Raw genomic sequence first — 12,535 nt, forward strand, 5'->3', positions numbered from 1 at the left:
CTTCTCTCACTCTATTTGTATACTACATTTTGAAGTGCGGAATGTGGGATATAAGCATCTCCGATAGTTTTAATTTTTTCTAACCCGTGGCGATCGCTCAACCAATCGAATTCTGAAAAAATTTTATTGAGCAATATTACTAAATCTTCTGGTAGAATTTCTTGTGATAGTTGAGTAAAACCAACAATATCAGCAAATGGGATTGTCACTTCTGCAAATCCGTCAGCAATTTGATGATGTCCTTGCTTTAGTCTTTGCGCTATTTGTTCTGGTAAAATATTTAGTAGTAGAGATTCTGACTTTTCCTTTTCTGTAGCTAATTCTGCTGTGCGCTCAATTACGCGTTTCTCCAATTCTTTTGAAGTCTGTCGAAGTTTGCTAATTACTAAAGTCAAGCCAATAATTCCTAATACAGACAATCCTGCTAAAGTCAAAAATGTATCTCGTAATCCAGCATTAGTTGTCTTAATGATGCGATCGAGTGGTTGAGTAATTTCCAAAACACCTCTAACATCTCCGACTTTCCAATCCTTTTTAGGACTATCTGGGTGGTTATTATGACAACTAACGCAGCTTGGTTTCATAATATCTGCTTGAGCATATCGAAATGAAGGACGCCCCTGAAATTTTACAAATCGATAAAATTCTGAGTTAGGTTTTTTTTCTAAATAGCGGATTGCTTTGACTTCAAAATTGTCTCTGGGCCACCTTCTGCTTGACGCGAGGGAAAAGGATAGTTGCTGTAGAGACGGACTGACATTCCTGGATTTTCAAGTTGGATGTATTGACCTAATTCAATCAAAAATGTTACTGGTATAGGAATTCCTCCTTATATGCTTTTATAGTCGTGAGTGATACTAACACCTTCAACTGTTTTAGCACGAGTTACTACTTCTGAATAAAGTGTACGAGCTGCTTGGATAGTCTCGGCATAGTGGCTGGCATTTTGCAGTACCTGCGAGCTAATTAGCTTAGATGAGAGACGATGTGTATTCCAAAGACCAACAATAATACCTATGCAGAACATTATGCTTAACACTAATCAGGACTTACGCAAAGACACTGTGTATAGAGTCCAGTAACTATTATCCAATAGTTATGAGTACTATATATAGCGTATCTGCGTAAGTCCTAACTAATGCTGTATGTTTGTAGAGTTGTTGGATGAATAAAGTTTTTACTCTATGAATGAGTTTACACATAATACCCAAACTAAAAAAAATTTGTTGCGCTATATAAGTCAAAATGCTTAAGGTTTTATACAGTTAGTGAGATGACATCCTTGCACTTATTGGCGCTGGTGTACCTCATCTAATTTAAAAATCTGTTATGCCAATTTTCAAAATGGCTGCTATGGAAAAGTCTATACCTGACAAGGATTTTTAATCATTCATTTGTAACATTATTTTATTGAATTAGTATTAATTACACTTTAATTTTCTTAATCAATTATAGCTAGAAAAACATAATTTGTTAAGATATCTAAAGCTATGGTCTCATATTAATTAATCCTGATGGAAAATCTTAATCCAGAAAGCAACTTAACAAATTTTTTCGACTCTCAAGATTTACCTTTAGAAAAACAAAATATTTTTCCAGGAGAGGTATTCAGTCATCCTGTTAATTTTGACACAGGTATTCGACACTTATTACCACGATACGATGAAATGTTGGATGTCATAGTGCGTTGTGTACCAAAAAATTGCGATCGCATTTTGGAACTTGGTTGTGGTACTGGGGAACTAAGTTTAAAGCTATTGCATAAATATCCTAACGCACACATAGTAGGGGTGGATTATTCTCCACGGATGCTAGAATTTGCCAAAACTAAGATTGATGCTGCTGGGTATACAAATAGGTGGACTGAAATAGAAATGGATTTTGGTGAGTGGGCAAATAATGCTGATGTGTTATCTCCTATCGGTGATGGTTTTAATGCTTGTGTATCATCTCTGGCTATTCATCATCTGAGTGATAGTATGAAATTAAAATTATTTCAAAAGATTAGCAAAAGCTTAAATTCTGGAGGCTGTTTTTGGAATGCCGATCCTGTTTTGCCTGCAACTATAGAATTAACAGAGGTTTTTAAAGAAATACAGCAGGAGTGGGCAATAAGTCAAGGAACTACTTTAGCAGAGGTTTGTGCCAAAATGGGGACTGGCAGCACTCATGGTTATTCTAATCAAGACCAATTAGCTAGCTTATCTGCCCATTTGGAGATGTTAACAACAGCTAATTTTATACCTGTAACTGTACCTTGGAAATATTATAAACTGGCAGTGTTTGGTGGTTTTGTTTAGAATGATTTTTGTGTTTAATATCTATTTATAAAAATTCCCATGCTTATGAGGTACAAAATTTTAGGTTTGAGGGAACACCCGATCTGGGAATAAAAAGACAAAAAGATAACTGTACCTCACAACCTTGGGAGATGCTAAATTAATATACTGAATAAGGAAATAAACTACAAAATTATGCCCAACTTTTCATTACTAATAATATTATAATGTTTCAGAATAAAAGAAAGTATGAATTTTCAGCAATGATTTGAATTATTGAAAGTTAAATTGAATCAGGTTTTAGGCTTTAGGTGAAAAAAATTTACTCCGTCACTTAAAACCTAACACCTTTAGAGTTTAACAAGAATATAGACTGGCAATTATCAAGTAAACCGCCCCTATTTTTTTATAGAATTGCTAACTTATCAGTTGCCTTAATTAGAGCATTGATAATTCCTGGTTCAGAAACTGAATGTCCGGCATCTGGCACTACAATAAATTCAGCTTCTGGCCAAGCTTTATGTAATTCCCAAGCTGATACCATCGGACAAACAATATCATATCTTCCTTGTACGATTACTCCTGGAATATGCCGGATTTTATCGACATTTCTTAATAACTGTTCTTCATGTTCAAAAAAACATTTATTAATGAAATAATGACATTCTATTCTAGCAAAAGCTAAAGCAAAATAGCTATCCCCAAACTTTTGTGATACATTTGGATTTGGAATTAATTTACTTGTACTTCCTTCCCAAATTGACCAAGCACGTGCTGCTTCTAATCGAACTTTTTCATCTGCACTGGTTAATCTTTGGTAATAAGCCTTAACTAAATCACCTCTTTCTTCTATAGGAATAGGTTTTAAATATTCCTCCCAAGCATCAGGAAAAATATTACTGGCACCCTCTTGATAAAACCAAGAAATTTCTTTCGGGCGCACCATAAAAATACCTCGTAAAATTAAGCCTATACAATTTTCTGGATGAGTTTGACTATAAGCTAATGCTAGAGTACTTCCCCAACTACCTCCAAAAACAACCCATTTTTCAATACTGAGATGAACTCGTAGTTTTTCTATATCGCTGACTAAATCCCAGGTAGTATTTTGAGATAGTTCAGCATGGGGAGTGCTACGGCCACAACCTCGTTGATCGAATAGAATAATCCGCCATTTTTTGGGGTCAAAATATTGACGATAAAGAGGCAGAATTCCGCCACCTGGTCCACCATGTAAAAATATTACTGGTTTACCTTGGGGGTTACCACATTCTTCATAATAAATAGTGTGAATCTCGGAAACTTTGAGATTGCCTGTTTGATGGGGTTGGATGGGTGGATAAAGTTCTCGCATAGTTATATTTCAAGATTTATATTGATATTTTAGGAAAAATTTAGGATAAATAATGTTTATTTCAACTGTTAATTATTAATTAAAATAAATTTTAGTATGAAAAAAGTAATATATTATTGTCATATAGTTCTAACAAATTAAATGAAGTGTAACGGCACACTTACCGAAAAATCTTGGTCTAAAGCCTCTCTTTTAAAGGAGAAAAAAGAAAAAATTTTTCCTACCGCGTCAAACCTCTCCTTAGAAAAAAAGAGGTAATTATAGCAATTACTATATTCGTGAGGTACAAAATTTTAGGCTTGAGGGAACAGGGAATAAAAAGACAAAAATATAACTGTACCTCATGACCTTGGAAAACACTATATTAATTATTAATTGTTGAATATATATATTCTGGAATTAAGAATAGAAATTCGTTCTTCTTCCTTTAGGAAGTGTGAATTATGTAACGATATTGGTATCCTATTATGGGATATAATATTTATTTGATAAACACTCTCTAAAATCACTAAAGTTTCAGCAATAAATTAAAGATTTTGAAACAACCCTAAATTAACATTAGAAAAGCCAAAAAATCAAGCAAGAATTTATAACTTAAAAACAAAGTCAGGGCTTACACATGAAGCACAAAAAACTAGGATTTGAGGTTGCTTTCCTGTAGGTCAAAATGACAAAAATTCTTTATACTTCGCCAGTCCTAAAAGTGTTAGCGCCTAAAGCATCGTGAGTAGATATATTCTCTGCCTTAGAGCTGCGATCGCACTTCTGCAATTATTTACACAATAGCATACTATACCTATATTTTGATTTTTTCAAGCAGTGATGCCTATCACTTACTTACAGATTGCGTGATGCAATTATTAGAAATATACAATAATAAAAAGTAAAATTAATTTCCGTAAATAAATCATTAATTATTTTCACATACTCCCTATTTTCTAGAAATGTCTATTAATACTAAGTAATATCTTTCCTGTTGAACCTATAGGCAAAATTGATGTATAGGCAACTAGTTGGACATATCTTCCTGAGTTCTCTAATTTCAGGAATTAGCCTATACGTGACTGTACAATTATTAGTCTATATAAAATATATTTCAAGATGAAATTCTATATCATTTTATTTATTAAGTAATTTAGCTTATAATAGATCGAGTTTGTGAAACTTTCCCTACAAATATCCAAATTTACAAGTAAAGCTAAAAAACTATTAACTTACAATAGGCCACTATGATAATGCTCAAAAATGACTCTCAAACTTTATCTTCCCTCAAACGTCAAGTAGTATTTAACGAAGACCCAGAAAAGCGAATAGCAGCATTGGAAGAACTAGCCATAGAATGGAAAAATAACCCGGGTACTGTAGCTATTCTTAAACAATTAGCTATATCCGATCAATGTCCAGATGTGCGGAGAGCTGCAGCAGAATATCTTGTCCAAGGTTGGCAAAACGAGCCTAGTATATTACCTTTTCTCAAACAATTCGTAGTATCTAACAATGAATATTGGTGGGTGCAAGAAGCTATACTTACTCAATTAACTACAGGTTGGCATGACGATCCAAATACGATCGCTTTCCTGAAACAACTGATTTTGGCAGATCAATATCGTTCCTCAAATGTACGTTATGCAGCACTAAAACAGTTAGCCCAAAACTGGCAAAATGAACCAGAAACTCTAGCATTCTTGAAACAACGAGCTGTCTCCGATGTTGATGAAGCTTTACGGGAAACAGCAGTAGAGCTTTTAGCTGAAGGTTGGCAAGATATACATACTCTAACTTGGCTCAGACAAAGGGCAGAATCAGATAAACATTGGGGAGTACGTTTAACCATCATAGAAAAGTTAAATCAAGATGGGAAATACGATAGTAAGACTTTAGCTTGGCTCAAAGGAATGGCAATGTCCGATCCAAGCCCCTATGTGGCTTCAGAAGCAGTATTCAAGTTAGCTAAACTGGCAAAAGATGACATTGATACTGGAAATATTTTGAAACAATTGGCTTTGTCTGCTCAAGCTTCAGAGGTACGGCGAGCTGCAATGAGTCAACTAGCAGAAAATTTGGGGAACGATCCAGATACGCTCTTAACCCTCAAACAACTGGCAGAATTTGACCAATGTTCTCATGTCCGACTGGCAGCAGTGGAACAGTTAGTCAAAGATTGGAGGGAAAATTCTGATACAGTAGCTATTATGAAAAAGTTGGCGATATCAGACACAGCTTCAGAAGTACGAAAAGCAGCAATGGGTTACTTGATCAAAAACTGGCAAAAAGAGTCTGATACAGTAGCTATTCTCAAACAAGTTGTGCAGTCAGATGAATGTTGGCGGATGCGAGAGCTGGCAGTGGTACAGTTGGGTGCATTTTGGCAACATGACCCAGATGTGTTGACTTTTCTCAAGCAACAGGCGGAGTCTCCTGACTGTTGGGTAGTGGGAGAGATAGCAGTAGCACAATTAACTGTTGGCTGGAAAGACGAACCTAGTGTTTTAGCTCTCCTGAAAAGATTGGCTCTGTCTAACTCCGATGCACGAGTGGCTGCAATACGAGAATTATCTATCGGTTGGAAAGATGACCCTGATACTTTGAGTATTCTCAAGCAAGTCGTTTTCAAAGATGACTGTTGGCACGCTAGGAAATTAGCGGTTGAACAACTATCTACTGCCTGGCATGACGATCCTGATACCTTTGCAGTAGTCAAAAAAGTTGCTTTGTCTGACGATCGCCATGATGTACAAATTGCAGCAATGGAATTGTTGGTTACAGGTTGGAAAGATGACCCAGAGGCGATCGCTACCATTAAGCAAGCAGCATTGTCGGATAATTTTTCAGAAGTACGCATAGCAGCAATGGAATTGTTAGTTACTACTTGGAAAAATAACCATGATACTTTGGCAACTCTGCAAAAAATTGCTGTATCCGATCAATGTTCAGATGTGCGAGTAGCAGCAGTAGTTAAATTAGGCAATGATGGTAAGGATGATCCTAATATCTTAGCTTGGCTCAAACAACAAGCAGTTGACGATCCGTCTTCTGATGTGCAACAAGCAACTATGGAACAGTTAGCTACAGACTGGAAAGACGATCCTGATACTCTAGATATTATCAAACAACTGGTTGCGTCTGGCAGTTGTTCACAGTTACAACAGTCAGCAGTACTGCAATTAGCTATCGGATGGAAGGATGATCCTGAGACCATATCTGCTATCAAAAAGTTGGCAGTATCAGCTCAATGCCCAGATTTACAACAGCTAGCAATGCAACAATTAACTCTCGGTTGGAAAGACGATCCTGATACTTTGACTATTCTCAAACAAAGGGTTGAGTCTACAGATGAAGGAGAGGTACGACAAACCGCAATGCAGCAATTAGCTCTCGGTTGGAAGCATCACCCTGAGACATTAGCGTTATTTAAAAAATTAGCTATTTCTGATGAGGATGTGTGCGTCCGACAAACAGCAGTGGTTGAGTTAGGTATTTGTTGGCAACACGATCCTGAAGCGATAGCAATTATCAAACAAGTAGCTATGGGCGATCGTAGTTTTTATGTGCGACAAACTGCTTTAGAATTATTTGCTCTGCTCGGAAAAAATGATCCTTGTGCGGTTATTATGCTCAAAAAACTAGCTGAGTCTGATGAGAATTTTTATGTACGACGTTCAGCAATACAGCAGTTAGCTTTAGGTTGGCATGACGATCCTGGAATGTTTGAATTTTTCTGTACTCGCACATACTCCGATCCATTTGTACGCCAGGAAGAATGGGAAGAGAACCCGCGGCAAACTGCGTTAGAGGTAATTCTTGAACAATATCAAGAAAAGACTCAAATTTTCCAGATATTGTGCGATCGAGCCGAAAATGACTTAGATGAGCAAGTACAAAAGTTTGCTCTGAAAACTTTAAAAGGATTTTAGCAAATCTAGGCTATATGTGTAGCAAGTTTAACTAGCTATCAGCTATTCAGCTTTTTGACCGAGAAATTGTGGTCTAAAGCCTCCCTTTTTACAGCGATTTTTATTTGGGTAGATCACAGTAGGGACGTTCCATGGAACGTCCCTACAAGGTTTTGTTTGTGAAGATGTGGTTCATCAACTTGAAAATTGCTGCAAGGGGATAAAAAAAAGAGAATATTCCTTATGTCAAGCCCCTTATTGCAGAGGTGTTGATAACTGAAATGACCTTGGCTTAAATCGCCAGCAACTATTGCGCCGGATAGTTTAGGAGAGGTTTATCTCCCCGATTCAACGTAAAAAAAGTCCTATGTTAACCCCTACAAATGGTGTATAATTTTGTCTTTTGCCTAAGTCCTGAGAGTTGTCAAAATAGATAAAATATCTCATCTAAAACTTTTTTCCGGAAAGTTGACAAGTTCACTTTTTTATGATATGTAATGCCAAATTATGATGTCTAAAAATCTACGCTTACCTATGAAGGTTAGTATTAGAAGATATCAAAAATTATGGTATTACTAAATATTGCGAGGAGTCATTTTAGTTATCAGTACTGACTGCTGTTTGCGCAGCATTCCGTAGAAAAATCAGAGGCTTGAAATACTTAAGTTTACTTTGTTCATACCCTTAAAAGGAGAGACTTAGAGGCTTGAGACACTATTTTTTTATCAGGAAATATTTCATGAATAAATTCTCTAAAATAATATATTTAATTGTCAAATTAACTCTGGTTGCTTTCGGAATAATTGTTATTTTTACAACTTTTATAAAAACAGAAGATTCCGCCAATTCTGTTTCCCTCGAAGCAGGTGAAAAAATTGCTGAGATTAGAAATACAAAAGATATTCAGAATGTAAATACTTTGGGTTCACAAGTAACTGAAAATAATGAAGAATATGATGTTATTCAGTTACAAACTAGATTAAAACAAAAAGGTTATTATCCCGGAGCTATAGATGGAATTTATGGAGAACAAACTCAGGAAGCTGTTTATAACTTTCAAATTAGTCTGGGGTTAGAAGCAACAGCAATAGTTGATGAAAAAACTTGGACTTTGCTTCGAGGAAATACTAGCAACTCTCCCCAAAAATCTTCCTCAGCACAGTTGCTATCTCCAGAAATACAAAAAATTGTTGACCGAGGTGAATTAATTGTTGTGATGACAGAGTATGATAATTCACCTTTTTTTGTTGAAAATAAAAGGGGTGAATTGGAAGGATTAGATATTAAAATTGCCAGAGGTTTGGCTGAAGCTTTAGGGGTTGAACTTCAGATTAATCGTAGTGCTAAAACTTTTAATGAAGTGGTTGAATTTGTTGATATAGGTCAAGCAGATTTAGGAATTTCTAAACTTAGTCAAACTTTGAATAGAGCTAAGATAATTTCTTTTTCTCATCCTTATTTGACGATGCGCCAGGGTTTGTTACTGAACCGAATACAATTAACTAAAGCAGCTAAAAATAAAGAAACAGTAGAATTTTTGAGGGATTTTGAAGGCAAGATTGGAGTAATTAATGGTTCTTCCTATGAGGGATTTGCCAAACAGAAATTTCCCAAGGCTACAATTGTGACATATCCGAGTTGGGAAGAAGTTGTAAAAGGTGCTATTCGAGGAGATATATTAGCAGCATACCGGGATGAATTAGAAGTAAAAAAGATTGTTATAAATCAACCAAATGTGGCTTTGAATTTTCAAACTGTTGCCTTAACAGATACTCAAGATCCGATAGCAATTGCTCTGCCATGGTCTAGCAATCACTTGTTAGAATTTGTTAATTTATATCTACAAATTACTAATAATCATTATAGTGTTAAGAGTTTATTGGATGAGTATTCTGAGTTATTAGAAACATCTAGTGCAGATAAATTTAATTGAAGAAGGAAGAATTCATTAATTGATAATTGATAATTGATAATTACCTCTGGTTAAAACCGTTACGGAATTGAATATACTTAAGTTTCTGCCAAGTATAGAATTACTTTTGGGAATTGGTATTAAACCAAAAAGAAAAAGATAAAAAATTTTTATAATTGTTCATTATGAAAAAAAACAAAGGATTCAATTTTTATTCATTAATTAAAGTTTTGCGTAATCCATGGTGTATTTTGCCTGGAATTTTATTAGGATTATATATAGGGATTTTTCAAAAAGATATAGCTGCAATGTTAACTCCTTTTGGCAATCTTTATCTTGAGTTATTGAAAATGTGTGTTTTACCTTTGTTATTTTCAGGAATAACAATGAGTGTAGGTAGACTAATAGGTAGTCAGGATGCTAATAAATATGTCAAACGTATTTTAATTGTATTTTCCCTGGGACTTATTGGCGTAAGTATAATTGGAGTAATTGTTACATTACTCACTAATCCAGGAGGGAATTTAGACGATTCAAGTTTAACTACTTTGGGTATAATTGTTAACAAATCTCAATTAGATTTAGAAGTATCTCTTACTGGTGAAATTATTGAAGAAGTTGTCGAGCCAGAAATAAATTTAATATCTTTTTTATTTAATTTAGTTCCTGAGAATATTTTTGCATCTTTAAGTGAAGGTAAGGCTCTGGAAATACTTTTTTTTGCTATTGTTTTTGGTGTGGCAATGGGATACCTTAAGCAATCTTATAAGGAGGATGTATTTAACATTTTAGAAACGATATTTAAAGCTTCAAAAAAGTTAATTGATTGGATAATTTTATTCCTACCCATGGGTTTATGTTGTCTTTTAGCTAGCCAAATAGCGACGACAGGTTTTGGTATTTTAGCTGCTATGAAAAATTTTGTGATCGTGACAATTTTAATATTTTTTATTATTTATGTAGTTAGCACCCTTGTTGTTTGGCAAAAGGCAGATTGTTCTTTGTGGAAAGTTTTGATTAGTTTAAAAGAACCAACAATTTTAGCATTGGCAACTAGGAGTAGTTTTACCTGTTTACCGTCTTCCATTTCTGCTTTAACTGAGCTACTGAAATTTGATAAACAAACAGTTAATTTAGTGATTCCTCTGGCAATTACTGTTTGTAGATTCGGTCCCGTGGCTTATTTTGCCACAACTTCCGTATTTGTAGCCCAACTTTATCAGCATCAATTAAACTTACCTAGTTTTGTAATTATTATTGTTGCTTCCATTTTAGCAGGGATGGCAACAGCAGGAGCGACGGGAATTTTAACTTTAACATTATTAGATTTAGTATTGCAGCCTTTGGGGTTGCCACTAGAAGCAATACTGGTACTATTAATTGCGGTAGACCCAATTATCGATCCCTTCCGGACTTTGGGTATTGTCCACACAGGAATTGCAGCTACAGCAGCGGTTGCTGATTATAAGCGATCGCCAGCATTAATAGGGCTACGCGCAAGTCAGAAGTTAGAAGTCAGAAGTTAGAAGTTATATTTTAGTGACTTGAAATCTCAACTTTACCATAATTTCAGCTTACAGCAGTTTTCATTTGAGTAGACCACAGTAGGGACATTCAATGGAACGTCCCTATAAGGTTTGATGTGTGAAGATGTGGTTCATTAATTTGAAAAGCGCTATATTATTTTACTTGATGAATTACCAACTATTTGTCACATTTTTTAAGTGAATTGGTATAATTTTTGAGTAGATAAGTTGGGTCTAATGGTGGGAATTTCTTGATGGCCAAATACTAAATCTAAAGTCAGATTGGCAAGAATATCAAGGGGGTCAATATTAATCAGAGAGTGAAGTCTGAGTTTTGGCAACACTACTGATATTTCAGTACATCCAGCAATGACTAATTCTGCTCCTTGGTCTTTTAACCAAGCTATAGCATTTTCTAAAATTGAAATTGCCGGTGGGAAAATTTCGACTCCTGTAGCTTTAATTCCCCAAACAGGATTGTAAATTGCATGCATAATATCTCTTTGTAATGGAGAGTCTATGGGTGGTGCGATCACAGTTAATCCTAAAGCGCTTAAACTATTATGATAGAGTTGAGCTTGTAATGTTCCTGTTGTTGATAAAATGCCTACTCGGCGACTATGAGGATAATGACTTTTAATAAATTGTGCAGTGATATTCATCATATGAATCCAGGGAATATCTAACTGAGATTGTACAGCTTCGTAAAATCCATGAGCTGTATTACAGGTAATTACCAAAAAATTTGCTCCTGCCATTTGTAGTATTTTCCCATATTTCACTAGCGAAGGAGTACAACTTGGGGCGTTTCCCAGCAAGCTTTGAGTACGGTCTGGAATATCAGTTGCATTGATTAGAATTGAAACGGGATGATCGCTATCGAAGGTAGCACCTCGCTCTGCATTTAAAGCAATTAAACGACGTTCAAATTCAATATGCGCTAGTGGCCCTAATCCACCGAGGATTCCTGGCATTGCTTGTTGTCTAATTGCTTGTTTCATAATAATTTGATTTTTCGTATTTTTTTATTTTTGTTTTTAGCTTCTATATTTTTATCATCTTCCTAATTTCTGGTAGTGGTGGCGATCTAAAAATGAAATTCGAGTGATTTTCATCAGGTAAGTGGGGGAGTAAGGGAGTGAGGGAGTGGGGGAGTGGGGAGTGGGGGAGATTGAAGTATAGCTATAAACATATACTATATACTATATAACCAGATTCTATATTAAATTACGATTACGCATGATATCAAATCTGGTAGCATAGGTATAAAATCTGTTGAATTAGGAGTCAGGAGTCAGGAGGGAAAAAATTTATCAGGACTGAAGCAAATTCACCTTGAAAACACCATATTTAGGGGCGTTAGCGGAGCTTGGCGTTAGCAAATGGCATTCGCCCTTACCGACCCTTACAGGAGATCGCGGGTATAAATGCCAACATTTAGATAAAAAATGTTCCATCTGAGCGCCATTACCAAATCTTTCTCGATCTCCCCTACTCCCCCACTCCCCTACTCCCTACTCCCTCACTCCCCTACTCCCCCACTCCCCTACTCCCTCACTCCCCTACTCCCC

8 protein-coding genes are annotated in these 12,535 nt (G+C 35.6%); 4 read left to right on the top strand and 4 right to left on the bottom strand.

The features are described from left to right. Positions 1 to 11 precede the first annotated feature (11 nt). Both AC3DU7_RS11320 and AC3DU7_RS11325 read right to left on the bottom strand, forming a co-directional pair. Positions 12 to 677: an adenylate/guanylate cyclase domain-containing protein gene (locus AC3DU7_RS11320; protein WP_488039459.1), complete on the bottom strand. Its 666-nt coding sequence runs from the start codon at positions 675 to 677 to the stop codon at positions 12 to 14. Between the two features lie 152 nt (positions 678 to 829). Next, the gene (locus tag AC3DU7_RS11325; protein ID WP_488039452.1) at positions 830 to 1,027 is read right to left on the bottom strand and encodes a hypothetical protein; all 198 of its coding nucleotides are present in this window, start codon (positions 1,025 to 1,027) and stop codon (positions 830 to 832) included. A 487-nt stretch (positions 1,028 to 1,514) separates the two neighbouring features. Here AC3DU7_RS11325 and AC3DU7_RS11330 point away from each other — a divergent pair, with 487 nt between their 5' ends. Beyond that, the gene (locus AC3DU7_RS11330) at positions 1,515 to 2,300 is read left to right on the top strand and encodes a class I SAM-dependent methyltransferase (protein WP_488039453.1); all 786 of its coding nucleotides are present in this window, start codon (positions 1,515 to 1,517) and stop codon (positions 2,298 to 2,300) included. 385 nt (positions 2,301 to 2,685) lie between these two features. Here AC3DU7_RS11330 and pip read toward each other — a convergent pair whose 3' ends face one another. Beyond that, positions 2,686 to 3,633 carry a prolyl aminopeptidase gene (pip, locus tag AC3DU7_RS11335; protein WP_488039454.1) on the bottom strand — a complete coding sequence of 316 codons (948 nt, stop codon included), beginning with the start codon at positions 3,631 to 3,633 and terminating at the stop codon, positions 2,686 to 2,688. 1,229 nt (positions 3,634 to 4,862) lie between these two features. Here pip and AC3DU7_RS11340 point away from each other — a divergent pair. The 3 genes from AC3DU7_RS11340 (at position 4,863) to AC3DU7_RS11350 (ending at position 10,964) form a co-directional block, all read left to right on the top strand. After that, complete coding sequence (locus AC3DU7_RS11340; protein WP_488039455.1) at positions 4,863 to 7,547, top strand: HEAT repeat domain-containing protein; 2,685 nt, start codon at positions 4,863 to 4,865, stop codon at positions 7,545 to 7,547. A gap of 718 nt (positions 7,548 to 8,265) precedes the next feature. Further along, positions 8,266 to 9,459: a peptidoglycan-binding protein gene (locus tag AC3DU7_RS11345; protein ID WP_488039456.1), complete on the top strand. Its 1,194-nt coding sequence runs from the start codon at positions 8,266 to 8,268 to the stop codon at positions 9,457 to 9,459. Between the two features lie 164 nt (positions 9,460 to 9,623). Continuing rightward, entirely contained in the window at positions 9,624 to 10,964 is a 1,341-nt protein-coding gene (locus AC3DU7_RS11350; protein ID WP_488039457.1) for a dicarboxylate/amino acid:cation symporter, read from the top strand. A 194-nt stretch (positions 10,965 to 11,158) separates the two neighbouring features. On the opposite strand, the gene AC3DU7_RS11355 is transcribed toward AC3DU7_RS11350, so the two are convergent. Further along, the gene (locus AC3DU7_RS11355; protein ID WP_488039458.1) at positions 11,159 to 11,965 is read right to left on the bottom strand and encodes an aspartate/glutamate racemase family protein; all 807 of its coding nucleotides are present in this window, start codon (positions 11,963 to 11,965) and stop codon (positions 11,159 to 11,161) included. Positions 11,966 to 12,535 lie beyond the last annotated feature (570 nt).

It is taken from the genome of Okeania sp., assembly GCF_983059655.1.

Bases quoted from the DNA above. Each gene is read 5' to 3' on its own strand.
- AC3DU7_RS11325 (WP_488039452.1), bottom strand. From the start codon at position 1,027: ATGTTCTGCATAGGTATTATTGTTGGTCTTTGGAATACACATCGTCTC.
- AC3DU7_RS11330 (WP_488039453.1), top strand. From the start codon at position 1,515: ATGGAAAATCTTAATCCAGAAAGCAACTTAACAAATTTTTTCGACTCT.
- pip (WP_488039454.1), bottom strand. From the start codon at position 3,633: ATGCGAGAACTTTATCCACCCATCCAACCCCATCAAACAGGCAATCTC.
- AC3DU7_RS11340 (WP_488039455.1), top strand. From the start codon at position 4,863: ATGATAATGCTCAAAAATGACTCTCAAACTTTATCTTCCCTCAAACGT.
- AC3DU7_RS11345 (WP_488039456.1), top strand. From the start codon at position 8,266: ATGAATAAATTCTCTAAAATAATATATTTAATTGTCAAATTAACTCTG.
- AC3DU7_RS11350 (WP_488039457.1), top strand. From the start codon at position 9,624: ATGAAAAAAAACAAAGGATTCAATTTTTATTCATTAATTAAAGTTTTG.
- AC3DU7_RS11355 (WP_488039458.1), bottom strand. From the start codon at position 11,965: ATGAAACAAGCAATTAGACAACAAGCAATGCCAGGAATCCTCGGTGGA.